General features: G+C 60.5%; 18 protein-coding genes. 9 read left to right on the forward strand and 9 right to left on the reverse strand.

Annotation, left to right across the window (positions count from 1 at the left end):
• Together HOP53_RS20760 and HOP53_RS20765 are read left to right on the forward strand one after the other, a co-directional pair.
• Positions 1-287, forward strand: a 287-nt coding sequence (locus HOP53_RS20760) for a TRAP transporter large permease subunit (protein WP_234271769.1), incomplete at its 5' end; no start/stop codon positions are given.
• 202 nt (positions 288-489) lie between these two features.
• The gene (locus tag HOP53_RS20765) at positions 490-2,121 is read left to right on the forward strand and encodes an ABC transporter permease (protein ID WP_234271848.1); all 1,632 of its coding nucleotides are present in this window, start codon (positions 490-492) and stop codon (positions 2,119-2,121) included.
• Here the strand turns inward: HOP53_RS20765 and HOP53_RS20770 are convergent.
• A complete protein-coding gene (locus HOP53_RS20770; RefSeq protein ID WP_234271770.1) occupies positions 2,107-3,204 on the reverse strand; it encodes an ABC transporter ATP-binding protein in 1,098 nt (365 codons plus the stop codon). The two genes, HOP53_RS20765 and HOP53_RS20770, sit on opposite strands and share 15 nt — an antisense overlap.
• 271 nt (positions 3,205-3,475) lie before the next feature.
• On the opposite strand from HOP53_RS20770, the gene HOP53_RS20775 reads away from it, so the two are divergent.
• The gene (locus HOP53_RS20775) at positions 3,476-4,504 is read left to right on the forward strand and encodes a Fe(3+) ABC transporter substrate-binding protein (RefSeq protein ID WP_234271771.1); all 1,029 of its coding nucleotides are present in this window, start codon (positions 3,476-3,478) and stop codon (positions 4,502-4,504) included.
• A gap of 66 nt (positions 4,505-4,570) precedes the next feature.
• Here HOP53_RS20775 and polA read toward each other — a convergent pair whose 3' ends face one another.
• Positions 4,571-7,354 (reverse strand): DNA polymerase I, encoded by a 2,784-nt coding sequence (gene polA, locus HOP53_RS20780; RefSeq protein ID WP_234271772.1) that lies wholly within the window; start codon positions 7,352-7,354, stop codon positions 4,571-4,573.
• A 186-nt stretch (positions 7,355-7,540) separates the two neighbouring features.
• Between polA and HOP53_RS20785 the strand changes: the two genes are divergently transcribed.
• The 3 genes from HOP53_RS20785 to speA all read left to right on the forward strand — a co-directional run bounded on the left by HOP53_RS20785 (position 7,541) and on the right by speA (position 10,822).
• On the forward strand, positions 7,541-7,831 hold the full coding sequence (locus HOP53_RS20785; protein ID WP_234271773.1) for a DUF2782 domain-containing protein: 291 nt from the start codon (positions 7,541-7,543) through the stop codon (positions 7,829-7,831).
• A gap of 109 nt (positions 7,832-7,940) precedes the next feature.
• On the forward strand, positions 7,941-8,903 hold the full coding sequence (locus tag HOP53_RS20790) for a homoserine kinase (RefSeq protein WP_234271774.1): 963 nt from the start codon (positions 7,941-7,943) through the stop codon (positions 8,901-8,903).
• Positions 8,900-10,822 carry a biosynthetic arginine decarboxylase gene (gene speA / locus HOP53_RS20795; RefSeq protein ID WP_234271775.1) on the forward strand — a complete coding sequence of 641 codons (1,923 nt, stop codon included), beginning with the start codon at positions 8,900-8,902 and terminating at the stop codon, positions 10,820-10,822. Before HOP53_RS20790 ends, speA begins: the two co-directional genes overlap by 4 nt.
• Before the next feature lie 104 nt (positions 10,823-10,926).
• On the opposite strand, the gene HOP53_RS20800 is transcribed toward speA, so the two are convergent.
• The 7 genes from HOP53_RS20800 to HOP53_RS20830 all read right to left on the reverse strand — a co-directional run bounded on the left by HOP53_RS20800 (position 10,927) and on the right by HOP53_RS20830 (position 17,890).
• Positions 10,927-11,592 (reverse strand): fumarylacetoacetate hydrolase family protein, encoded by a 666-nt coding sequence (locus tag HOP53_RS20800; RefSeq protein WP_234271776.1) that lies wholly within the window; start codon positions 11,590-11,592, stop codon positions 10,927-10,929.
• A gap of 110 nt (positions 11,593-11,702) precedes the next feature.
• Entirely contained in the window at positions 11,703-12,695 is a 993-nt protein-coding gene (gene thpD, locus HOP53_RS20805) for an ectoine hydroxylase (RefSeq protein WP_234271777.1), read from the reverse strand.
• Positions 12,696-13,089: 394 nt separating this feature from the next.
• Positions 13,090-14,124 (reverse strand): tyrosine-type recombinase/integrase, encoded by a 1,035-nt coding sequence (locus HOP53_RS20810; RefSeq protein ID WP_234271778.1) that lies wholly within the window; start codon positions 14,122-14,124, stop codon positions 13,090-13,092.
• Position 14,125: 1 nt separating this feature from the next.
• Positions 14,126-15,973 carry a MobH family relaxase gene (gene mobH, locus HOP53_RS20815; RefSeq protein ID WP_234271780.1) on the reverse strand — a complete coding sequence of 616 codons (1,848 nt, stop codon included), beginning with the start codon at positions 15,971-15,973 and terminating at the stop codon, positions 14,126-14,128.
• 297 nt (positions 15,974-16,270) lie between these two features.
• Entirely contained in the window at positions 16,271-16,813 is a 543-nt protein-coding gene (gene radC / locus HOP53_RS20820; RefSeq protein WP_422677631.1) for a RadC family protein, read from the reverse strand.
• A gap of 81 nt (positions 16,814-16,894) precedes the next feature.
• Positions 16,895-17,269: a hypothetical protein gene (locus HOP53_RS20825; protein WP_234271781.1), complete on the reverse strand. Its 375-nt coding sequence runs from the start codon at positions 17,267-17,269 to the stop codon at positions 16,895-16,897.
• A gap of 96 nt (positions 17,270-17,365) precedes the next feature.
• Entirely contained in the window at positions 17,366-17,890 is a 525-nt protein-coding gene (locus HOP53_RS20830; RefSeq protein WP_234271782.1) for an STY4534 family ICE replication protein, read from the reverse strand.
• Positions 17,891-18,525: 635 nt separating this feature from the next.
• Here HOP53_RS20830 and HOP53_RS20835 point away from each other — a divergent pair.
• The 3 genes from HOP53_RS20835 (at position 18,526) to HOP53_RS20845 (ending at position 24,107) form a co-directional block, all read left to right on the forward strand.
• Positions 18,526-22,293, forward strand: a complete 3,768-nt coding sequence (locus tag HOP53_RS20835) for a hypothetical protein (RefSeq protein WP_234271783.1) — start codon at positions 18,526-18,528, stop codon at positions 22,291-22,293.
• 463 nt (positions 22,294-22,756) lie between these two features.
• Positions 22,757-23,560: a hypothetical protein gene (locus HOP53_RS20840; RefSeq protein WP_234271784.1), complete on the forward strand. Its 804-nt coding sequence runs from the start codon at positions 22,757-22,759 to the stop codon at positions 23,558-23,560.
• Positions 23,561-23,942: 382 nt separating this feature from the next.
• Positions 23,943-24,107: a hypothetical protein gene (locus HOP53_RS20845; protein ID WP_234271785.1), complete on the forward strand. Its 165-nt coding sequence runs from the start codon at positions 23,943-23,945 to the stop codon at positions 24,105-24,107.
• The last annotated feature ends 351 nt before the right edge of the window (positions 24,108-24,458 follow it).

Genomic DNA, 24,458 nt, shown 5'->3' on the forward strand with positions numbered 1-24,458 from the left:
TCGTGCTGCTGAGCTTCCCGATCATGCTACCGATCGTCAATCAGATGGGCGTGGACGTGCTGTGGTTCGTGGTGATGGTGGCGGTGGTGCTGCAGACCTCGTTCCTCACCCCACCGTTCGGCTATGCCTTGTTCTACTTGAAGGGGGTGGCACCCAAGGGGGTCGAGATCGTCGACCTGTACAAGGCAGTGGTGCCGTTCGTGGCGCTGATCGTACTGGCCTGTGTGCTGATGGCTTTCTTCCCGGTGCTGGTGACGGGCCTGCCGTCGCTCATGCTCGGTTATTGAACCGCCAACCTGCCTGACCTTGGCGCCCGCATCCCAGGATGCGGGCGCTTTTCATTGACATCGGTCAGCTGCAGGGGCATGCGACAACTGATATCATTTCCAATCGTGACCGCCTCGCATTACCGCGCTGCCGAGCCAGCCAGCCAAGGAGCTCCGCTTGTTCCGTTCCACCGCTACCGGGCTTGCCTCGATCACTCGTCGCATGAGCCCCTGGACACTCCTGATCCTCAGCGTTGCCTTCGTCGTCGCCCTGCCGGTGATGGTGGTGCTGGCCCACATCGTGATGCCCACCGAGGGGGTCTGGCAGCATTTGGCCAGCACGGTGCTGGGACGTTACGTGGGCAATACCCTCTATCTCACCGTCACGGTGGGCCTGGGCACCATGATCATCGGTACCGGTACCGCCTGGCTGGTGGTGATGTGCCGCTTCCCGGGGCGGCGGATCTTCGAATGGGCGCTGCTGCTGCCGCTGGCCGTGCCCACCTACGTGATCGCCTACGCCTATACCGATTTCCTGCAGTATGCCGGCCCCTTGCAGACCTGGCTGCGCGAGGTGTTCGAGTGGGGCCGCGGCGACTACTACTTTCCCAACATTCGCTCGCTGGGCGGCGCCGCTACGCTGATCACGCTGGTGCTCTATCCCTACGTCTACCTGCTGGCCCGGGCCGCTTTCCTCGAGCAGTCGGTGTGCGTACTCGACGTCGGCCGGACCCTGGGGCGCGGCCCGTGGAACCTGTTCGCCACCGTGGCCGTACCGCTGGCGCGCCCGGCCATCGTCGGCGGCGTCTCGCTGGTGTTGATGGAGACCCTGAACGAGTTCGGCGCGGTGCAGTTCTTCGGCGTCGACACTTTCACCACCGGCATTTATCGCACCTGGTTCGGCCTCGGCGAACAAGTGGCTGCCGCCCAGTTGGCCGCCTGCCTGCTGCTGTTCGTGTTCCTGCTGATCCTGCTGGAGCGCTGGTCGCGGGGCAAACGCCAGTATTTCCACACCACCAATCGCTACCAGCAGCTGCCCGAGTACCGCCTGCACGGCTGGCGTGCCGCGGCGGCCTTCGCCGCCTGCGCGCTGCCGGTGCTGATTGGCTTTCTCATTCCCAGCGGCCTGCTGGCGCAGATGGCCATCACCACGGGCGACGCCCTGTGGGGCACGCGCTTCCTCGGCTTTGCCTGGAACAGCTTGAAGCTGGCGGTGATCGCCTCGTTGATCGCGGTGGGGCTGGCGGTGATACTCAGCTACGGCGTGCGCCTGCACGACAGCCCACTGACGCGCATCGCCACGCGCATCGCTTCGATGGGCTATGCCATCCCCGGCTCGGTGATCGCGGTGGGCATCCTGATTCCCTTCGCCTGGCTCGACAAGAGCGTCAACACCTGGCTGCACGCCCACTACGGCATGATCGTCGGCCTGATCTTCAGCGGCACGGCGTTCATCCTGATCTACGCCTACGTGGTGCGCTTCCTGGCGGTCTCGTTCAACACCGTGGAGGCGAGCCTGGGCAAGGTGACACCGAGCATGGATGCCGCCTCACGCACCCTCGGCCAGACGCCGGCCGGCACACTCAAGCGGGTTCACACCCCGATCATGCGCGGCAGTCTGTTCGCGGCGGGCATTCTGGTGTTCGTGGACATCATGAAGGAGCTGCCGGCCACCATCATCCTGCGCCCTTTCAACTTCGACACCCTGGCGGTGCGGGCCTACAGCCTGGCCTCGGACGAGAGGCTGGCCGAGGCCTCGACCGCCTCTCTGGCGATTGTGGCCGTCGGCATCATTCCGGTAGTGCTGTTGAGCATGGCCATGCGCCGCTCGCGCCCCGGCTCAGGCAAGCGTTGAGGGAAAGACGAAGACCTGCGACAGGTCGAGATGGATGTCCACCCGCTGCCCTTCGGCGGGCAGGAAGACGCCGGGAACCCGGGCGTGCAGGTGGGCTTCGCTGCCGTCCTCGCCGTGGGCGCAGATATGCAGCAGGCTGCTGCGACCCAGCAGCTTGGCCATGATTACATGGCTGTAGCGGTGTTCCGGGGCCGGCTCGAAGTGCTCGGTGATGCGCAGCGCCTCGGGGCGAATCATCACCTGGGCCTGGCTCCCTTCGGGCAGCCAGCCGGCTTCCACCGGCCCTACCGGAGTCATCACGCGGCCGCCGCGCACTTCGCCCTGCAGCTCGTTCACCTCACCGAAGAACGCCACCACGAAAGGATCGCAGGGCGCACAGTAGAGCTCCCGCGGCGTTCCCACCTGGACGATGCGACCGTCGCGCATCAGCGCAATACGATCGGCCATGAACATGGCCTCCTCGGGGTCGTGGGTCACCAACAGGGTGGCCGCGCCGACCTTCTTGAGCACGTGCAGGGTATCGTCGCGGATGCGGTCACGCAGGCGCGCGTCGAGACTGGAGAAAGGCTCGTCGAGCAGCATCAGCTGCGGTGAAGGCGCCAGAGCACGCGCCAGCGCCACACGCTGCTGCTGACCGCCGGAGAGCATGTGCGGATAGGATTCGGCGTAAGCGGCCATGCCCAGCTGTTCGAGCAGGCCAAGCGCACGCTCGCGACGCTGGCGCGGTGGCTCGCCCTTGAGCCCGAAGGTCACGTTCTCCAGCACCGTGAGATGGGGAAACAGCGCCGAGTCCTGGAAGGCCAGGCCGACGTTGCGTTTCTCCGGCGGCACGTGCTTGCCCTTGGGCACCGCTATCTCGCCGTCGTTGAGCGTCACGCGCCCCTGCTGCAGAACCTCGAGGCCGGCGGCGATGCGCAGCAGCGTGGTCTTGCCGCATCCCGAGGGCCCCAGCAGACAGACGACTTCACCGGGCTCCACGACGAGATCGACGCCGCGCACGGCGGCCAGACCGTCGAAAGTGTGTTGCACCGCCTCCATGGTCAGCGCAGTAGGCTGTCGGTAGGGGGCGTGGCCGACTTCCATTGGCTTCGATTGGCTAGTCATAGGTCAGGCGACTTGGTCAAGTGAAGGTATAGGGCTCATCGTACCCGAAATGTCTAGTAGATACGTTTGAAATCTACTCGCATTTGTCAATTTTTCCATCGTTCCTTGCTCCCGGTCAGCTCTCCTTCGTCTCGTGGCTCAAGGGTCGCTTGACGGCATCAACGGAAAACGCTTCAATAGCGATCAACGTAATGCAACGTATTATCATTAGTACTCAAGCAACCTGATCGTTCGTCCCTCGAGGTGAATCATGTCCCAAGCCAAACGTCTCGTCGCTCCGCTTGCCGCCATGCTGGCCGGCTCGGCCTTTGCCACCACGGTAGCAGCAGATGAGGTCAACCTCTACTCGGCGCGTCATTACGACGTCGACGAGCAGCTCTATCAGGCCTTCACCGACGAGACCGGTATCAAGGTCAACCTGCTGGAGGGCGACTCCGACCAGCTCATCGACCGCATCAAGCGTGAGGGCATCGCCAGCCCCGCCGACGTGATGATCACCGTGGATGCCGGCCGTCTGTGGCGCGCCGAGCAGGAGGGCATCTTCCAGGCCATCGAGTCCGACGTGCTTGCCGAGCGCCTGCCGGATTCCATGCGCCACCCCGAAGGCAAGTGGTTCGGCTTCAGTCAACGCGTACGGGCGATCTTCTACAACCCGGCGAACGTCGACCCCAGCGAGATCACTTCCTACGAGGATCTGACCGATCCGCGCTGGGAGGGCGAGGTGTGCATTCGCTCGTCCAACAACATCTACAACCAGTCGCTGCTGGCGGCGATGATCGACCATCACGGCGCTGAAGAAGCCGAGGCCTGGGCCCAGGGCATCGTCAACAACCTGGCGCGCCAGCCCGAGGGTGGCGACACCGACCAGATCCGCGCCGTCGCCGCCGGCGAGTGCGACCTGGCCGTGGCCAACCACTACTACTACGTGCGCCTGCTCAACTCCGACAGCGAAGCCGACCGTAACGTTGCCGAGAGCGTCGGCATCCTGTTCCCCAACCAGGACGACCGCGGCATTCACGTCAACGTCGGCGGCGCCGGCGTCGTGGCCACCTCGCCGAACCGCGAGAACGCCATTCGCTTCCTCGAGTTCCTCTCCTCCGATACCGCCCAGGAGATCTTCGCCGCCGGCAACTTCGAGTACCCGGTCGTCGACGGTGTGAACATGGACGAGACGCTGAAGTCCTGGGGCGAGCTGCACAAGGACGACCTGAACATCAGCGTGCTGGGTGAGAACAACCCGGAAGCGATTAGGATCTTCGATCGCGTCGGCTGGCGGTAAGAAGGGCTGAACCGAAAGGCCCGTGGCGGATGCCACGGGCCTTTCGGTTGCTGTGAGAAGCTGGCCTCAGTGGGCTTCGTCCCAATTCACCCCACTCTCCGCCTCGACGATCAGCGGCACGCTGAGCTCGGCGGCGGCCTGCATACGCGCCTTCACCTCGCCGATGAACTCGTCGACCTGCCCTTCGCCGACCTCGAACACCAGCTCGTCGTGGACCTGCATGACCATGCAGGCGTCGAAGGCGCTCTCCTGCAGCCAGGCGTCGACCTCGATCATGGCGCGCTTGATGATGTCCGCCGCGGTGCCCTGCATCGGCGCGTTGATCGCGGTGCGCTCGGCGGCCTGGCGTCGGGCGTGGTTCTGGGCGCGGATCTCGGGCAGATAGAGCCGCCGTCCGAACACGGTCTCGACGAAGCCATCCTCTGCGGCCTGGGCACGGATGCGCTCCATGTAGCGGGCCACGCCAGGGTAGCGGTCGAAGTAGCGATCGATGTAAGTCTGCGCCTGGCTGCGCTCGATGCGCAGCTGCTTGGAAAGCCCCCAAGCGCTCATGCCGTAGATCAGCCCGAAGTTGATCGCCTTGGCGCTGCGGCGCTGCTCGCCCGAGACCTTCCCCAGCGCCACGCCGAATACCTCGGCGGCGGTGGCGGTGTGGATGTCGCGCCCCTCGGCGAAGGCGGTGAGCAGCCCCTGATCCTCGGAGAGATGCGCCATGATGCGCAGCTCGATCTGCGAGTAATCGGCGGCGACGATGCGGTAGCCGGGCCGGGCGATGAAGGCCTGGCGGATCTTGCGCCCTTCCTCGGTGCGGATGGGGATGTTCTGTAGATTGGGGTCGCTCGAGGAGAGCCGGCCGGTAGCGGCGACCGCCTGATGGTAGCTGGTGTGCAGCCGCCCGGTGCGCTTGTTGACCAGCCGCGGCAGCTTGTCGGTATAGGTCGACTTGAGCTTGGCCAGGCCGCGATGCTCCATGATCACCTTGGGCAGCGGGTAGTCCAGCGCCAGCTCCTCGAGCACGGCCTCGGCGGTGGAGGGCGCGCCCTTGGGCGTCTTCTTGAGCACCGGGATCTTCTGCTCCTCGAACAGGATCTCGCCGAGCTGCTTGGGCGAACCGAGGTTGAACTCGCGCCCGGCCAGCTCGAAGGCGCGGGTTTCGAGCTCGGCAATGCGCGCTTCGAGTTCCTGGCTCTGGGCATGCAGGCGCGCGGCGTCGATCGCCACCCCGGTGCGCTCGATGCGTGACAGCACCGGGATCAGCGGCCGCTCGATGGTGTCCAGCACCTCGGCCAGGCGCCCCTCGGCCTCGATGCGCGGCCTCAGTTCGCAGTGCAGGCGCAGGGTCACGTCGACGTCCTCGCAGGCGTAGGGCACGGCCTGCTCGAAGTCGATCTGGTTGAAGGTGAGCTGCTTGGCACCTTTGCCGGCGATCTCCTCGAAGCTCACCGTCTTCTGGCCTAGGTACTTCAGCGCCAGCGAATCCATGTCGTGTCGGGTGGCGGTGGAGTTGAGCACGTAGGACTCGAGCATGGTGTCGGTGAGCGGTCCGCGCACCTGGATGTCGTAGTTGGCCAGCACCGAGATGTCGTACTTGAGGTTCTGGCCGATCTTGCCGCGGCAGGGGTCCTCCAGCAGCGGCTTGAGCGCGGCGAGCACCGCGGCGCGGTCGAGCTGCTCGGGCACGTCGAGGTAATCGTGTGCCAGCGGCACGTAGGCCGCCTCGCCGGGCTCCAGCGCCAGCCCCACACCGACGATCTCGGCGTCCATGTAGTTGAGGCTGTTGGTCTCGAGATCGAAGCAGAAGGCCTCGCATTGGCCCAGCCGCGCCAGCCACTCGTCGAGCTCGGCCTGGGTCAGGATCAGGTGATTCTTGCACGCCGTCACGCTGGCCGGCGGCGCTTCCGGGTCGAGGTTGTCCGCCGCGGCGGTGCCGGCGACCCCGGCGCCACGCTGGACGTCGTCCACCCCTTCGTCCTTGCCGGAAAGCAGTTCGGAGAGCCAGGCCTTGAACTCGAGTTCGGTATAGAGCCGCTTTAGCGCTTCACGGTCGGGGTGGGCGATGTCGAGATCGTCGAGGCCCACCGGCAGCTCGCAGTCGGTCTTGATGGTGGCCAGTTGGTAGGAGAGATAGGCCATTTCGCGATGCTCTTCGAGCTTCTTGGGCAACGTCTTGGCCCCGCGAAAATCGAGAGTCTTGACCCGATCCAGGTCGGCATAGATGGCATCGAGGCCACCGCCCATGCCCTGCAGCAATCCCAAAGCGGTCTTCTCGCCCACCCCCGGCACCCCGGGGATGTTGTCGACCTTGTCGCCCATCAGTGCCAGGAAGTCGATGATCAGCGCCGGCGGCAGGCCGAACTTGGCCTCGACCCCGGCCTCGTCGAGGGTCTCGTCCTTCATGGTGTTGACCAGGGTGATGTGCGAGTTCACCAGCTGCGCCATGTCCTTGTCGCCGGTAGATATCACCGCATCGCGGCCGGCCTCGGTAGCGAGTCGGGCCAGGGTGCCGATGACGTCGTCGGCCTCGACGCCTTCGATGCACAGCAGCGGCAGGCCGAGGGCGCGAACGCACTCGTAGAGCGGCTCCACCTGACTGCGCAGGTCGTCGGGCATCGGCGGGCGCTGGGCCTTGTACTGCTCGAACAGCTCATCGCGAAAGGTCTTGCCCTTGGCGTCGAAGACCACCGCCATGGGGCTGTCCGGGTAATCCTTGATCAGCCGCTTGAGCATGTTGAGCACGCCCTTGACGGCACCGGTGGGCTGGCCCGTGGAGGTGGTCAGCGGCGGCAGGGCGTGGAAAGCGCGGTAGAGATAGGACGAACCGTCGACGAGAACGATGGGCGTGTCGGCCATGTATCGGGCATCCGTTGAGTCTGTGCAAGAAAATGTGATCCTGATCAGCCATGATACGCATTGCGCGTCGCTTTTGCCGCCATCGTTGGGATCGTGCTGTCCAACGTCATACACTAGGGTTAGCCATTCGATAGGTTAGTCACCTCGATGGCAACGACTGTCGCAAGCGGTCTTTCGGAGGCCAACATGAACGCTCTTCGTTTCCTGGCGGTTGCACTGCTTTCCCTCGGCCTCGGTCTGGCAGCGGCTACGCCGAGCCTGGCCCAGTCCGCCAACCTCGAACCCGACATCACCATTCGCCAGGAAGCGGATCAGACCATTCGCGAATACCGGGTGAACGGCCAGCTCTACGCCATCGAGATCCGCCCCAGCCGGGGCCCCAGCTACTTCCTGGTCGACCACGACGGCGACGGCAACTTCGAGCGCCAGGAGGGCGACCGCATCGCCGTACCGCAGTGGGTGCTGCGTCGCTTCTAGCAGCCGAACCAATCCTTTCACCGGGTGAATGTCGGAACCTGTCCAGCAGACGTGCATCACAGTGCCAAGACGCTACAATAGGCGGCTTGGCAACCTGGGCGAGAGACACATGGCCGTATTCACCCCGTTGAGCGACGCACAGGTCGCAGAGTTTCTCAGGCGTTTCGATGTCGGCGAGTTGGTGTCCCTGGCGGGTGTCGCCGGCGGTACCGAGAACAGTACCTTCTTCGTCACCACCGACCGCCACGAGCTGGTGCTGACCCTGTTCGAGCAGGGCGAGCATGAGGAGCTGCCGTTCTTCGTCGAGCTGCTCGACTATCTGGACGAGCATCGCCTGCCGGTGCCGGGCCCAGTCCACGACCGCGAAGGGGTTGCCCTGCACAGCCTGGCCGGCAAGCCTTCGCTGCTGTTTCCGCGCCTGCCCGGCCGTCACCCGATGTCGCCCAATTTGACCCAGTGCCGCGCCCTGGGCGACGCGCTGGGGCGTATGCACACGGTATCCCAGCACTTTCCCGGCCATCGACCCAACCCACGCGACCTCAACTGGCTGACGGCCATGCACCACAAGGTGCTGGTCTACCTCTCGCCCGAGGATCAGACCCTGATGAAGGACGAGGTGGAGATCTACCAGGGCGTGTTCGGCGATGCCCCCGAACTGCCCCATGGGGCGCTGCACGGCGATCTGTTCCGCGACAACACCCTGTTCGAGGGCGACAGCCTCGGCGGCATCATCGATTTCTACAACGGCTGCACGGGCGATCTGCTGTTCGACCTGGCCATCGTCATCAACGACTGGGCCTCAGGCCCCGATGGCCGCCTGGACCGCGCCCGCCACGACGCCATCATCAGCGCCTATCAGACTCGCCGTCCCCTCACCGCCGCCGAGCGCGAGGTGTGGCCGACGATGCTGCGCATGACCGCGCTGCGCTACTGGCTGTCACGTCTGCTGGTGGTCTACGTCGATCCGCCGGCCCACGACCTGACGCCCCACGACCCGGCGCAGTTCCATACCATTCTCACGGCACGCCTGAACCACGGCGCTCTGCCCCTGCCTGAAGCGAGCGATACATGAGCCTATCCATGGGAGCAGCCTCCGGTCCCGCCCAGCGCGCGCGCCGCACCTGGAACATCGACCAGTGGGGCAGCGGATACTTCGACGTCGACGACAACGGTCATGCCCTGGTGCGCCCTCTCGGCAGCGAGGCCGAAGGCCCCGCCCTGCCGCTGGCACCGCTGGTGGACCAACTGCGCGAGGCCGACCTGCGCCTGCCGGTGCTGGTCCGCTTCAGCGACATCCTGCACGACCGTGTCGAGCAGCTGTGCGAAGCCTTCGACCTGGCCATGCGCGAGGAGGAGTATCAAGGCGGCTACACTGCCGTCTATCCGATCAAGGTCAACCAGCAGCGGCGCGTGGTCGAGGAGATACTGGCCACCCGCGAGCGCGGCCACGGCCGGGTCGGCCTCGAGGCCGGCAGCAAGCCGGAACTGCTCGCCGTGCTGGCGCTCTCCGCCGACGGCCCCTCGCTGATCGTGTGCAACGGCTACAAGGATCGCGAGTACATCCGCCTGGCATTGATGGGCGAGAAGCTCGGCCATCGGGTCTACCTGGTGGTGGAGAAGTTCTCCGAGCTGCCGCTGATCCTGGAGGAGGCCGAACGCCTCGGCGTCACCCCGCGCATCGGCCTGCGCGCGCGCCTGGCCTCGGTGGGCATGGGCAAGTGGCAGGACACCGGCGGCGAGAAATCCAAGTTCGGCCTCACCGCCGCCCAGATGCTGGCGGTGGTGGAGCGCCTGCGCGAAGCCGACTCGCTCGGCAGCCTGCAGCTGGTGCACTTCCACCTGGGCTCGCAGATCGCCAATATCCGCGACATCCAGGTCGGTCTGCGCGAGTGCGCGCGCTTCTACCAGAGCCTGCTGGCGCTGGGCGCACCGATCGACACCGTCGATGTCGGCGGCGGCCTGGGCATCGACTACGAAGGCACCCGTTCGCGCAGCTTCTGCTCGATCAACTACTCCATGCGCGAGTATGCACGCAACGTAGTCAGCGCCTTCGCCCAGGCCTGCAACGAGGCGGAGATCCCCCATCCTCACCTGATCAGCGAATCGGGCCGCGCCCTCACCGCCCACCACGCGGTGCTGATCACCAATGTGATCGGCGAGGAGCGGGTCAATGACGAGGCGCCCGAACGACTGGCCGAGGATGACCCTCAGCTCGACGAGCTGTGGCGCGTGCACGATCTGCTCAACGGCTCGGTGGAGCCGCGCGAGCTAGTCGAGGCATGGCACGACCTGCTGCAGGCGATGAGCGAAATGCACGACCGCTTCCTCATGGGGCTGGCCGACATCACCGTGCGCGCCGAGGCCGAAGGGGTCTATTTCGCCGCCTGCGCGCGCCTGCGCGAACGACTCGACAGCCGCAACCGCGCCCACCGCGAGATCATCGACGAACTGGCCGAGAAGCTTGCCGACAAGCTGTTCGTCAACTTCTCGCTGTTCCAGTCGGTGCCCGACGTGTGGGGCATCGATCAGATCTTCCCGGTGCTGCCGCTGACCGGGCTCAACCGCGAGCCCAGTCGCCGCGGCGTGATCCAGGACATCACCTGCGACAGCGACGGCCGCATCGATGGCTACGTCGACGGCCAGGGGGTGGAGACGACACTGCCGCTGCCCGAGTGGCGTGACGACGAGGAGCGCCTGCTAGGCTTCTTCCTGGTCGGTGCCTACCAGGAGATCCTCGGCGACCTGCACAATCTGTTCGGCGACACCGACTCCGTCGACGCCGCCTTGGACGAGAACGGCGAGTGGGTGCTGAGCCACGCCCAGCAGGGCGACCGCGTCTCCGACGTGCTGGCCTACGTCAACTTCGATGCCAAGGTGCTGCGCGACCGCCTGGCCGGCCAGTTGGCCGACAGCGGGCTGCCGGCAGAGGAGCAGGAGCACTTCCTCGACGACCTCTCCGCCGGCCTGCAGGGCTATACCTATCTCGAGTAGGTTGTTCAACCCTGCCGGCGCCACTCGAGCGCAAACGACCGACGCCCCGCGGCCAGACCGCCGGGCGTCGTCGTTTGGAACCTGAGTACCGGTCGGGGCGGGCCTTACTCGACGACCTGAGCCGTGACCTCGAGGCCGCCGGTGAGGGTCATACGCAGCTTGGCGCCGCGCGGCAGCTCGCCGACGCCTTCGGGGGTGCCGGTGATGACCACGTCGCCCGGCTCAAGGGTGAAGTGACGGCTCATCTCGGCCACCAGCGTAGGCACTGGGAACAGCATGTCGGAACCCTCGCCGTGCTGACGCAGCTCGCCGTCGATCTCCAGCTCGAAGGTCAGCGCATTCCAGTTCGGCGCACGGCTGAGCGGCAGGAAGGCCGACAGCGGACAGGCACCGTCGAACGACTTGGCGATCTCCCAGGGGTGGCCCTTCTCCTTCAGGCGGGTCTGCACGTCGCGCAGGGTCAGATCCAGCGCCAGGCCGATGCCGACGATGGCACGCTCGGCCTCATCGGCGGTGGCATGGGACAGCGTCTCGCCGATCAGCAGTGCCAGCTCCGCCTCGTAGTGCACTTCGCCACGAGAGAAAGGCGGATCGAGGGGCTCGTCGAGGCTCACCGCACTGGTGGCCGGCTTGATGAACAACAGCGGCTCGGTGGGTATCGGGTTGTCCAGCTCCTTGGCGTGATCGGCATAGTTGCGGCCAATGCATACGATCTTGCCCAGCGAATGGGGAAACTCCTGGCCATCGGTAAAACGGGGAACAAAGCGCATGGCGGGTCTTCTCCTTCTCGTTATGCGTGCCGCTTCTCAACGACAAGCCTCACAGTCTACCGCACCATGCGCTCCGTTCCACCCTGATGACGCTATCGAAACGATAGGCGTCAGTCCTGGGGCGTCCACAGCTCGTCCAGCCCATGTGCCAGGAAGCTCGGCCGACGACGACGGGCGGCAAAAGGCTCGACGCAGGCGTTGTCGCGCCGGTTGTAGACGAAGAATACGTTACTGCGCGGGTCCGGCGACATGTTGGCGTTGGAGCCGTGCAGGGTGTTGCAGTCGAACAGCAGCAGGCCCCCGGCCGCGCCCTTGGGCGCCTCGATGCCGTGGCGGGCGACCAGCTCGCGCAGCGCCTCGCGGCCCGGCACACCGAACTCCTGGCGCTTCAACGACTGACGGTGATGATCGTCCGGGGTCTCGCCCAGGCACGGCACGAACACCTTGTGCGAGCCCGGGATCAGCATCAGCGGGCCGTTGAACTCATGGTTGTCGGTCAGCACGATGGAAGCGCTCACCGCGTGCATCGCCGGCATGCCGTCCTCGGCGTGCCAGGTCTCGAAGTCGGAGTGCCAGCTGAAGCCCTTGCCCTCGAAGCCCGGCTTGTAGTTGATACGCGACTGGTGCACGTAGGCCTCGCCGCCGAGGATCTGACGCACCCGCCCGACGAGGCGCTCGTCGTGGGCCAGTCTGGCGAAGCGCTGCGACAGGAAATGCACCGCGAACAGCGAGCGGATCTCCTGACTGTCGGGTTCGGTGATACTGAAGTCGCGGCCGCGGAAGTCGTCGCGGCTGAGCAGGGCATCCAGCTCCCGACGCAGCTCATCGAGCTCCTCCCCGCTGATGAAATTGGGCTCGAAAAGAAAGCCCTTGCGTTCGAACTCGTCGAGCTGCGCCCGACTCAGCGGCCCCTCGTCGGCGCTGCCGCGCACCACGCCCTCGCGGCGCTCCACCCAGAGGGTGTCGAGCGGCTTGTTCAGCCGGGTGGGATAGGCATCCTGCACCCGCTTCGCGGCGCTGCGAAGCGGTGCCGTCATGGTATCGGTGACGGCGTAGTCGGTGGTCTGCTTCAGCTTACGGTTGGACGAAGTGTGCACTGTCATCCAATCACCTCCTGTGTATCCGTGATCAGTTTTCAGTCCCAGCTCGTGCAACGGCGTGCAGCCGTGGCGGGAGGTCCCGGCAGGACCTTGCAGCAGTGATGTGGTGGCGATGGAGCGGGCTTTCAAGCGCAACGAAAAAACCGCCTCGATGGGCGGTTTCTGGTGTCTGCCAGTCGCTGCTTGTCCCGATTCTTCATCCGTTTCGGATGGTGCCGGCACCAGGAGTCGAACCCGGGACCTACTGATTACAAGTCAGTTGCTCTGATGCTGGCCGGTAACAACTGACAAACCAGACGATCATCAAGACTGGGAATCAAGACCTTAGGGTGGTTCTGTTCACCAGTTGGCGTATAACAGTCAATACCAGCAACAGCATCATGTCAAGCTCGGCAGGCTAATTTGACCTGCCTACAGGGGCTGGTAACCCCTGACGGGGTGAACCCCTATCTGGCATCCCGTTGGCATCATCAAGGTGGCTTGCAGCATGCCGCTGCTCTAGGTATCTGCGCAGGGTGGCAAGGTCCGGGGCGACATAGCCTATCGTTGAGCGAATGTCCGTATGCCCGCATACCTGCTGGGTAAGGAAGATATCCCGACCAGGGCTTCGCATCAGGTCTGTAGCGAGTGAGTGCCGAAACCTATGGGGGGTAACACGGTTGCCGCAGTACCGTGACAGCCGGTTGAAGAATCCCTCTACCTGCCACACGTTCATGGTCTCCCGCCGGTGACGCAGGCTGAATCGATTGACATTGAAAAGTTGATCATGACGCTTGAAGCCTGCTGCATGTGCTGCAGTCATCAGCTTGGCGAGATAAGGATACAAGTCCTCAGTAATCGGCAGGACGGCTTCACTCTTGTTCTTCGCGCCCTCGGCTGAGGCGATCAACCGACGCCTCTTTAAGTGGATATCGTTAGGCGTCATATTCAGTAGCTGATTCAGGCGAATTCCAGTGTGATAAAATGTTTCTACAACGACCTGCCAGAACCATGCTGGGTGAAGCGGTGCTGGCTCGCACCTGACCACTTCGTAGCGACGGCAAATCTCGAGTGCCTCACGAGCATAGACGATGTCGGTTTCACGCAACGTCTTGTGGCCACGTTTTTTCTCCCTGAGGAAGACATTCTCGAACGGAGAACTGACGATAGGAATGAGCTCATGCGATATCCCAAATCTATAAAATGCCTTCAAATGGCGGGCATAGTTGTTCCATGAGCTCTCTTCAATTCCTGACGGGTTGCGAGGAGACGTTACGATAGCCGAACGCCACATCAGCACATCCTTACGGCTTACCTCGGATGGTAGGACTTCCATGCCGATATGACGCCGAAAGAGAGCTATTGGCCCAGCATATGAGGTTTGAGTCTTGGGAGACAACCACCGCTCAGTGAACATCTCTTGCATCACTTCCGGAAACGTCAAGTCGCGCATGCTACTCCGCCTCACCTTTCAACGAAAGAAATACATTGTTCTGTAAGTGGGGCGTGAGACCGCAATCCGGTTTCAGCATGTAGCCCTTCAGAACATTCCCTTTTCTGTTAGGACCTCTAACCTCTACTTCAACAATGTTTCGATCGCCGGATGGCTTCTGGTGAAGACCGAGGTTCTGAAATCGTTGCTGCACCTTATTCCAAGGTTTTTCTGAGCCATAAGCAAGAGTGCAAAATCGCTTAAAGATTCCTGGGCTCACTAAAAAATAAGCATCATCAACAACATGCACTAGCGCCTTTGTATGATTGATAACAATTTGGTGCGATTCAATCCCTTCTTTCAACCACTGTAGGAACCGCTCCCCATAGTCCTCTGTGCCAACCGCCTCAGTTGTTCCTGTCGATTTCTCATCATGCAAAATCTCAACATGATACCCAACTTCTTCATTCCTATCTGTCAGATTTTCACCCTTCTCCTTGCCAGAAATCAGCGATATCATTTCGTCGACATCCACGACAGTCGATGAAGGATTTGGCTTACACTTAGCTGTGGGCTCCCCTACTAGATATGCGGTAGCGCCCTGTTCTTCTCCGCAAGGCAGCGACGAGTCAGCGTCACCCTTAGAGCTGGAAACCGGTGGAATGGCATCATCAATAGTTTCTGCTGCCTGTTCTTTTACATGAACTTCCGTGATGGATGACCTCGCTTCCGACTTAGCCTCTGTACCTATCACCACCAATGAACCAGCTAGTGTGGAAGGACGAGTCTCCCCCGGCCCCCATATCACCTCTGGCGGGACCCTAAGAAAACTGAGAGTGGCTTTCCACTCTCCAATGCTTACTTCTCCTCTCCACACCGACTTTCCGTCGTTGGCTTCAAGAATGAGGCCATGAGCTTGCATTTCGTCATACATGCGAGTGGTCTTTGAAGGCACCCCTGGCACTCCATGCTGCAATAAGCACGCCTTGAGCTGATTAGGCACGCTGGGCGCCACAACCCACAAGGCGTCTTCGGTCAAGTACGCCGGAGCTCGGGGGGTGTTCAGTACCAGTTGCTCTTTCACCAGATACCTGAGTGCATCCACCAGCTTGCGCTGCAGCGACTCGACAGGTGCCTTAAGTGCCTTAGCAGGATCACCGCCAAGGGCACTTGCGACACTTGCACGATCCGCCTGAGCAACGATCTCACCGATGATGCCCGACTCTGCTCCGTACCCCGTGATGGTATACATGAGCTGGCTGAACACTACTGGGTCCTCGTACAGCCAACCCAGCACCTGGCTACCGAGAATCGGCTCACACAACAGGCCGTTGGTGACCTGGTGCAGTTGGTAATCGCGCCCCTTCCGATATTGCACGCGATAAGGCCCTGGAATCCTACCCTGCCATAGTCGCCAGATTCTCCCACCTTCTAAACAAATATCTAAATCAACCAACACCTTAGCAGCGTCGTGCAGCAGCGCCCCGTAGGCCACGGCGATCGTCCAGCGTTCACCAGAAGCCAGCTGGTCTTCTGGAGCTGCACCGGGAGGCAGCAGGTGCTGCTGGCGGATCCGCAGTGCGTAGTTCATCACCTCGAGGCCGTGATCGAGCATGCCGCCGGCATAGGCATGGTGATGGTTCTCAGAGGCCGGCAGCTGCTGGACGAGCTCGGCATAGCGTTCCAGCGGGCGCTGCAGGTATTCGACGAAGACCGGGCGCGTTAACGACGTCAGGTCCCACAGCGACTTGATCACCTCCTGCCGGTAGGGTGTTCTGAGGAGTTCACCCCCTGAGCGGGGCATCAACCAGCCATCCCCTTGCTGGTCCTGTAGGTCATTTTTCTTTCGTGAAAACAGTCGATTAAGCATCAGTGGCTCTCGTCAGCCGGTCGTTCACCCCTATCTGACGATGTCCTACTGCTCTGCGGAAGGGAGAATGCTAATGCCGAAGTCCGATCATTCTCCTATTGCTGCCAGCTGCCGCTGGGTCCGGAAGTCTTGCTCCTGTGTGGAAATGCCACACTATTGACAGAGCCAGAGAAATGCGTGAACTAAGCCAATAAGCCCCAAACTCCTTGATGCTAGTTCAAGATAAAAAGCCCTCCTTTCGCAAGAAAGGAGGGCTGAGAGAACATCCGAAAGTATCGAGAAGGAGCGCCAGAAGAATCAGAGATAGCCCCGCTCAGCGAAGGACACCGATTCCGCCCCTCCAACAACGATGTGGTCAAGAACTCGCACCTCAATCAGACCAAGCGCCTCTTGTAGACGCTGAGTGATACGTCGGTCTGCATCGCTGGGATCGGGCTCCCCGCTGGGATGGTTGTGGGTGAATATCACCGCACCTGCGTTGTGGCGCAGCGCCGCTTTCACCACCTCCCTTGGATAAACCGAGGCGGAGTCAAGCGTACCGTGGAACAGTTCGCTGAATTCGATCACACGGTGCTGAGTGTCAAGGAAGATGGCGCCGAAGACCTCATGGTCGTAGCCTGCCAGCTTGAGCCACAGAAATTCCCGCACCCGATTGGGCGTGGTGAGCTTCGCGCCTCTGGAGACGGAGCGCTCCACCGCCAGTCGGGCCACCTCAATGATGTGATCATCCGGAGCCGCCAGATATCTGCCATCACTATCACGTACAAATAGCAGGGGCTCCTGCTGAGAGGTGTATGCCGAGCTTTCCTGAAGAGAGATTGCAAGATTGGAATGCATCATGTCCCTGTTCTCTTGAGCATGACCAAGACCCCACCCCCTGACGGGAGTGAGGTCCCGGTCAGGGTGGGTGGTAAAGAGGAGTTACGCGACAGCGCTCAGCAGCACCTTGGCGTGGTTTAGCTCGTCGAGCTGGGCGAGCAGAAGGTATTCACCATGCTCACTGTCGCCCTGGACGACGATGGCTTCGATTTCCAGGGCAAGAGGCTCACACTCGCTTCCGCCTGGTGGGATGCGGTAATGGGTCAACCGCGCCGCCTGGGTTCCCTTGGGATACTGGCTTAGTTGGCGAGCTGCATCCTTGAGCATCAACTCAAGGCGCCCTACCGCCCGCACACCGAAACGATCGACACATTCTTCGCTAGCGAACATGCTGTCGCAGATCAGGTTATTACTCAGACGGACCTGGCCTGTGAAGCCAGAGTCCTCTGCAAGCATCGTCATATCAAAGGTGCGCATGGTGTTTCTCCTTGATCAAGTGACAAGGAGAACCCCACCCCGGGGGGAGAGGTTCTCCCCGGCTGGGTTGGGTTATCAGAGCTTAAATAGCTCAGATCAGTGCATGGCAGGCGAGTCGAACGAACCGGCCGCTTCTCCTGGGTGAGTAGCGGCATAGCCATTGCTTGCTTCAGGCTGCTCAGCTGTGCCAGCAGGGCTATCGTTATCGACGCCTTGCTCATCGTGCCGAGGTGCCTGATAAACCATCTCGGCGTCGATCTTGATCCAACTTATGAAGAGCAGGCGCGCCTTCAAGCTGACACCTGTCTGGCCGGCTTTCTCTCCCCTTGAGTATATAAAGGTATCCGTCCAGAGGTCGCCGAGCTTGAAGCCAATCAGAACCTTGCGCTTCATATCCACTGCCTGCTGGCAGCGTTTTACGAGCTTCTCTGCTTCTCGACCGCTGACGCGGCAGTCGAAGCGCGTGTAACTGACATCATCTGTTGGGCCATTTAGGGCCGCGATGTCACAAGCCCAGAAGGCGTCACCGCGCTTCGGGGTCACCTCCCTGATTCGATTGAGGTAGCCCAGGCCAGTGATATGAAGATCGAAGAAGCTGTTGGCAACTTTTTGAGTAGTCATGGTGTTTCTCCTTGGGGTTCAGACGAACGAATCCACGGGAAACACCAATCCCACATGGGAAGGCAATTCCCATGGTGGGTATATGGCCAAGAGGCCGGGGGTGTAGGAGCATCCGACCGCATGCTGCGGCGACCGCTTACAGGATGCGTAGCGGACTTGGGTAGGTGTCTCGGTTGGAGCCGGTCGAGACCACCGGGCTGCCATCGACAGCATATGCAGTCTCTATGCTAGCGAAGCCGGGCGGAGTGTCAAGGGTGGCCAAGCGTAGCTGTATTGATAGCCACAGGGAAATCTCCCATCACGGTACAGATTGTGAGTGGTGCACAATCGTCGGTACCACATGAAAAAAGACTCAAATTGGATTGGGCAGGACTGAGCAAATTTTAGTAGCCTGAGTGTTATTGTATGTGACACGGCGGACTTGCTATGGAAGTCATCTGCGACCCAAGCTGCTCGCCCATCAAGGACGCGCCCCTCACGGGACCCGCCGGGCGGTAGCAGTCGATAGCCCCTTGCGGCCGACACGGCTCCTGCTGCCAGCACGTTGCCTCAATGATGAGGCGTGGAATCTAAGTGCTGTTGAACAGAATGAGCGTTAATTAGAGCCGCTCACGAAGCAGATGAGAACAAATAACATGATCGGGCTAATTCGAGCAGATGACCTTGACCGCTGGGCGTCGCGCATTACGGCAGCACCTGAGTTTCCGCGGCTCGTTCGGCTTCTGGTGCACGCGACAGCGCGAGGGCTCAAGCGGGTCGACTTTCCGGCTGAGGAAGCAGTGCGACTGGGCGGGTGGGATGGGCAGGTTCTTGCGGAAGATGCCTCTCCTTTTGTCGTATCCGGCTTTTCGGTCTGGGAACTCGGCACGGGACACGATCCGCGTGCTAAAGCTAACGACGATTACAACAAGCGCACCCAAAATCCGCTCGACGTCGATCCACGTCAGGCGACCTTCGTCTTTGCAACGCCACGTCGCTGGCCTGGCAGGGACGCCTGGGTGGAAGAGAAACGTGCGGAAGGTAACTGGAAGGATGTCTTAGCTTTCGACGCGGAAAGTCTCGTGCAGTGGCTAGAAATGTCGCCAGCAGTCGCAGCGTGGCTTGCGCCAGTGGTGGGAGCTCTGCCAGCTGATGCACATGCACTGGAAGCGGTATGTGACGCTTTCAGGGCCGCCACCAAGCCCGCGCTCGACCTGCCAGGGCTTCTCATCGGGCGTGATGCTGAGCGGACAAAGTTGCTCGCTCTCTTGCAAGGCCCACCGCTCGTAATTGAGATGTCGGCGACGACTGCCGTCGAGGCCGCCGCTTTTGTCGGCGCATGCATCGGGTCATTACCCGAGCACGAGCGTGACGCTCTCTGGTCGCGCGCGATCTGGGTCGATTCGAGCGCCGGTCTTCGCTCCATCGCAGTTTCGGATCACCCATTGCTCGTTGTTGCATCCGGCGAACTTCCAAGTACCGTCACCCAACATCATTTCGTGAAAGTATGCGCAAGCTTCAGCACGGGGGGAGAGAATGCTATAGAGCTGGGCGCACAGCCCATTTCTGCGCTTATCGAGTATTTCGCCAAGCAGGGACTAACTCACAATGACGCTTATGAGTTGTGCCGGGAAGCAGGCGGGTACTTTGAGCGCGTGCGACACAGGTTGCTTGCCGTCGCTCCAGCTATGCCGGAGTGGGCAGTCCCTGCGGTAGGAGTAACAGTAGCTGCAGCGATTCTCATTGGAGAATGGGATGAGTCGCACGAGACTGACAACGAGATAGTTTCGGCAGTTACCGGTATCCCATACGAACAGTTCGTTCGCGCGATAATACCTTTCCAGTCTGGTCCGTCGCCGTTGATCAGTCGTGCCGGGTCGGTGTGGAAGGCTTATGCGCGGCCGACTGCATGGAAGCTGCTGGAGCCAGCACTGACTACGCGTCAACTTGAGGTATTCCTGCAGTCTGCACAAGACGTTCTACTAGAGCCTGATCCGCGTTTCGACCTTGCACCCGAGGAGCGTTGGATGGCCAATATGCACGGCAAACGCCGTGCGCACTCGAGCCACCTGCGCAGTGGTCTTTCGCGCGGATTACTGCATGCCGCTTCGCTCGGACGAGACGATGCAGCTTGTTACGCTGGGCGACGAGCTCAGAGCTGGGTTGATGCCGCCTGCCGTCGGCTATTTGAGAAGCGCAGTGAACCCGGCTTCTGGCGTCGGATTCATGGTGAGCTGCGAGAGCTCGCCGAAGCGGCTCCTGTTCAGTTTTTAACCGCACTAGAAGCTGATTTGGCGCAGGAGCAACCTCAGGTATTAGATTTATTCGAGGAAGAAGGCGAGCACGGCGCCTGCCTTCATGCAGATCTCCTGCGTGCCTTGGAACTTCTTGCCTGGGCGCCGGAACATGTCGGTCGTGCAGTACTCGCCCTCGCGTCGCTTGCCGAACATGATCCAGGTGGTCGCTGGAGCAACCGCCCCCTTCATTCTCTAACAGAAATTCTTCTGCCTTGGCAGCCCCAATGCAGCACCACGGCTCCTGATCGCAAGCGCCTCTTCATGCTGATCACACAGCGTTTTCCGGAAGTCGGATGGGAACTCGGAAAATCGCTGATGCCCGACCAGACGAGTATAAGCACTCCGACCGCTCGGCCCAAGCTGCGTTCGTGGTCACCAGAAAAAGAACGCAGGCCGGTACTCATCGCGGATTACTGGGCTGAGATCAAGGACATCTCGGAGCGGCTGGTTGAGCTCGCCGACAAAAACCCTGAGCGATGGTACTTCTTAGTATCCTCCCTGAATTCTTTTATGCCGCCTCTCAAAGAGCACGTGTTGCGTGGAGCCGAAGAACTCCTCCCTGAGATCCAGGGTGATGATCGGTTCTTGTTCTGGACGATGCTCCGCAAGCTCTTGCATCACCACAACCAGTTCAGCGCGAAGGAAGCCGTCGAATGGGTGTATTCGAGAGAACTCCTCGATCGTCTGGAGTCATTGTACGCGAGACTCACCCCCGATGACCCGATCAGTCAGCTGGCTTGGCTTTTCGACTTCCACGTCGAGCGGCCGACTGATGTTGCGCTGGATTGGCGTGAAGAGCGGGAGAAGAGCAAGGAGGCACAGGCTTCAGCCTCAGAAATACTCGCGAGCTTAGACTTGAATGTTCTGATTGCTGCGATGCCTCGTTTTGAAAACCATCGCTTGCTCGGCTACTGCCTCGGGCACAGTTCTCGTGCTGAAGCAATCGAGAATGCCTTACTCCGGAGCTGTGCCACGAGCGCGGACGAGAGAGAGCGGGAACTCGCACGCGGTTTTTCCAATGCACGTTACGAAACCGAACCCGTAAGATTCATGGCCCGATGGAGTTCGAAGGAAAGCCAGGACTTCATAACCGAACAAGCTGTGGCAACAATGCTTCAAGGGCTTCCAGCATGTCCGGTGGTCTGGGATGCAGTCGAGGCTGCTGGCCCGATCTGCCGCGAGTTGTACTGGAAGGAAGTCCACATTCACCTTTTCGACCAACCGAGCGAAGCTGAGCAGGTGGCAAGGAATCTCCTATCGGTAGGTCGGGCCTTAGCGGCAATTGATCTCCTAGCAGCGAATGTCAAAAACGACTGGCTAGCAGGCACCGGTGACGTGCGGCTCATCGTCGAAGTGCTCAATGCTGGAGTCGCGGAGGCGAATGCTAACCCTGCTCACGGCCAGCGTATCGCGTACGACATTGCCCGTCTCATCAAGGCGCTCGCAGATTCTAGACGCCTTGAAGTCAGCGAGCTGATGCATCTGGAGTGGATCTATTTTGGGGTCTTGGAACGTCAGGCACAGCATGAACTCGTCATCTACGAGCGACTGATTTCCGACCCCAAACTGCTACTGGAACTCATTGCGCTCATCTACATTCCAGAAGGCGAATCCCGTGAGGGACGGCCAGAGCCCTCAGAGGGCGAACGTGCAGCGGCGACACAGGCATCGCGTATTCTGAACGAGTGGAAACCATTCGCAGGCACTTCGTCACACGAGATTCCGTCGGCCAAAGAGCTTGCGAGTATCATCGAACGGGTGCGTAAGCTGGCTGCGGAAAAACGTTACACCGACATCGTTGACGACCTCCTCGGAAAAGCTCTAGCAAGTTCGCCACTCGGCACGGATGGTGTCTGGCCCCACGAGTCCGTGCGTGATGCTCTTGAATTCTATAGCTCCGAGGCGCTAGCGGATGGATTCGTGGTTGGGAAGCGGAATCTGCGAGGTGTTACGTTGCGGTCACCAAGTGATGGCGGCGAACAAGAAAGAGAGCTAGCGGCACAATACGAGGCATGGCAGCGCACGCTTGCGGTAACCCATCCACACACCTCGGCTCTGCTTGGTCGATTGGCTGAGGGATACCGCACGGAGGCAGTATGGGAAGATACGGAATCGCTAAAAAGGTAGGCGTCGGACTCACATGCCCTTAATTCCCATGGAATGATAGGGCGATGCAGATAGCGTTGAAAGAAAGTTTTTTCACAGCTTTGTTAGAAGCTGCGTCTATTAAGCTCCTGGTGACCGGCCAGTGAGAAGCCAACCGGCACTGGGTCTGGTGAGATCAGTGAGGTTGAGCGCGTGACGAGGAGCCGTTTTTGGGCTCAACTGCATGGCTTGGAAACCTGCTATCCCGGCTAAAGATGCTTACTGCTGCATTCGCTGTTGCGCCAGGTGGGCTTGGTAATCGATCACAAACACACCTATCGGCTACAGGCCGCCGCTCGATTTTTTAGCAGCCAGGCGTCATGTGCCCAGTTGCCAAAAGGCTATCAGGTACCTGTAAGCTTCCCAAAAACGTTCCTTCAGGTGCCGACGCAGCTACTCTTTTGCCATATATTTCGATCAGGTACAGTCACCCGAGAAATGTCATATGAAGCAACGTCAGCCTAGTCCAAGTGATATTTGCGAGCTCATCTTGATTGAGGAAAAGCGATACAATACCGAAGAGGGCATCTATCCAAGTGAAACTGCAGTCGCGGAACGGCTGCTCGCCCGCAGTGTTGAGCTGAGAGAAGCCTATGATGAGATTTACATTAAATTGCACCAAAATTCCCGCTCTATTAAGCTATTCTTAGGGATTATTTTGAGCACGGCTGCGTTCTGGAATCCGGAGCAGATCGCTGCGGCACGGCGGGCTCGCGCCGAGCTAGTGACTCTCAATAAAAAGGTTGCAGATATGGCTTACGAGCTGGCATCGCTCCTTGAGATCCGATCCGAACTTCATAACTCTTCCGGCTTCACAAGCGGCACATTCGTCCACATTCTGGACCCAGTAGCCAATGCGGGTGAAGAGAATTATCTCTTTGAAAGCTATGTTTCAGAATCACTTGATCGGCTTCGCTATCAATACGATCTTAAATATTGGCCGACCTTGCCAGGTTTTCTAGAAGCTTTAGCTGATGATGCTGAACAGGCTACCATCGAAGCCACTGACCCCCTCACTGCTGCTGCCACTACAGGAGCAAGATCATCATTAGCTGACTTTTTCAAAGCTTTGTTTGCAGGTATTGAGGAGCATCAAGAAAGCATCCATGGGCTTCTTCCTACAGCCTTTCGGCTGACTGACAATACACTTGCCACTATAGCAAATTGTGCATTGGATCTTAGTCCTGAAGACATGGTGGACGGCCCATACGTAAAGCGCCTGAGGCAGAGGCTTCGTGTCAGCAAGTAGAAGCTGCTCGAAGTCTATCAACAAAACTGGATGCCTGCGCTCGCCTAACCTTTGCCGCACAAGCGACACCCACCCTTACAACTGGAAGCGTATACAGTTCTAAGCTAATGTGGCTACTGGCGCTCCGGCGAGATTTTGCGGCATGATTGGGATCTGCCAGTCGGGAGGGACTGCCATGTTCAATATCGTCGAAAGCCCCGATGAGATCACCATTACGTGTCCATGTGGCGCTTCCGAAACCGTGCGCGATGAAAGCCATCTCTCCGAGTTCGAGCGCGGCCGTGGCCTGGATGGATCTACCAATGTTGCATACCGTTGCTCTAGGTGTGGCCACATCGGCCAAGCCTCGCGGATGAACTCGGAACCATAGGGGATCTTGCGCATGGATTTGCTTGCCTGGGCTATTCTACTTCTCTTCATCATGCCACCGATCTGGTACGCATGGAGCGAAAACAACAAGAGGCTTAAGCAGGAAATTGTTGATCTGCAAAACGAGATCAGAGCCAAGGACCGCATCATAGAGCGTCTGCAAAATCCCAAGCCTTGACGCACTCGAGGGTGTAGCTCAATGGTAGAGCTGCACCATCGCCGTTTCCCTTCCGCATCAGCGCACTACGCCCCTCACTGTCTGACAAATCGGCGATTGTCTAACGGATCCCAGCCCCAGCCGTTGAGTATCCCGCGCCAGCAGCCGCCCAGACACGCAAAAGGCCCGGCCGCTCCTCGGCCGGGCCCATCCCGTTGCGCATCGATCCCTGACACATCACTCAGCGTGGCATCTGGGCTCACTCCCGTCAGGTGGATTTCTGTAAGCGTTTTTCCATCAGTTTTGTACGATATGACTTACACCGCTGGCGAATCTTCCCGGCAATGCTGTATAAATATCAGTATCGGGAAA

It is taken from the genome of Billgrantia ethanolica (assembly GCF_021404305.1).
GTDB lineage: Bacteria > Pseudomonadota > Gammaproteobacteria > Pseudomonadales > Halomonadaceae > Halomonas > Halomonas ethanolica.

Coding starts and splice junctions, on each gene's coding strand:
- HOP53_RS20765 (WP_234271848.1), top strand. CDS start 490: ATGAGCCCCTGGACACTCCTGATCCTCAGCGTTGCCTTCGTCGTCGCC.
- HOP53_RS20770 (WP_234271770.1), bottom strand. CDS start 3,204: ATGGAAGTCGGCCACGCCCCCTACCGACAGCCTACTGCGCTGACCATG.
- HOP53_RS20775 (WP_234271771.1), top strand. CDS start 3,476: ATGTCCCAAGCCAAACGTCTCGTCGCTCCGCTTGCCGCCATGCTGGCC.
- polA (WP_234271772.1), bottom strand. CDS start 7,354: ATGGCCGACACGCCCATCGTTCTCGTCGACGGTTCGTCCTATCTCTAC.
- HOP53_RS20785 (WP_234271773.1), top strand. CDS start 7,541: ATGAACGCTCTTCGTTTCCTGGCGGTTGCACTGCTTTCCCTCGGCCTC.
- HOP53_RS20790 (WP_234271774.1), top strand. CDS start 7,941: ATGGCCGTATTCACCCCGTTGAGCGACGCACAGGTCGCAGAGTTTCTC.
- speA (WP_234271775.1), top strand. CDS start 8,900: ATGAGCCTATCCATGGGAGCAGCCTCCGGTCCCGCCCAGCGCGCGCGC.
- HOP53_RS20800 (WP_234271776.1), bottom strand. CDS start 11,592: ATGCGCTTTGTTCCCCGTTTTACCGATGGCCAGGAGTTTCCCCATTCG.
- thpD (WP_234271777.1), bottom strand. CDS start 12,695: ATGACAGTGCACACTTCGTCCAACCGTAAGCTGAAGCAGACCACCGAC.
- HOP53_RS20810 (WP_234271778.1), bottom strand. CDS start 14,124: ATGCGCGACTTGACGTTTCCGGAAGTGATGCAAGAGATGTTCACTGAG.
- mobH (WP_234271780.1), bottom strand. CDS start 15,973: ATGCTTAATCGACTGTTTTCACGAAAGAAAAATGACCTACAGGACCAG.
- radC (WP_422677631.1), bottom strand. CDS start 16,813: ATGATGCATTCCAATCTTGCAATCTCTCTTCAGGAAAGCTCGGCATAC.
- HOP53_RS20825 (WP_234271781.1), bottom strand. CDS start 17,269: ATGCGCACCTTTGATATGACGATGCTTGCAGAGGACTCTGGCTTCACA.
- HOP53_RS20830 (WP_234271782.1), bottom strand. CDS start 17,890: ATGACTACTCAAAAAGTTGCCAACAGCTTCTTCGATCTTCATATCACT.
- HOP53_RS20835 (WP_234271783.1), top strand. CDS start 18,526: ATGATCGGGCTAATTCGAGCAGATGACCTTGACCGCTGGGCGTCGCGC.
- HOP53_RS20840 (WP_234271784.1), top strand. CDS start 22,757: ATGAAGCAACGTCAGCCTAGTCCAAGTGATATTTGCGAGCTCATCTTG.
- HOP53_RS20845 (WP_234271785.1), top strand. CDS start 23,943: ATGGATTTGCTTGCCTGGGCTATTCTACTTCTCTTCATCATGCCACCG.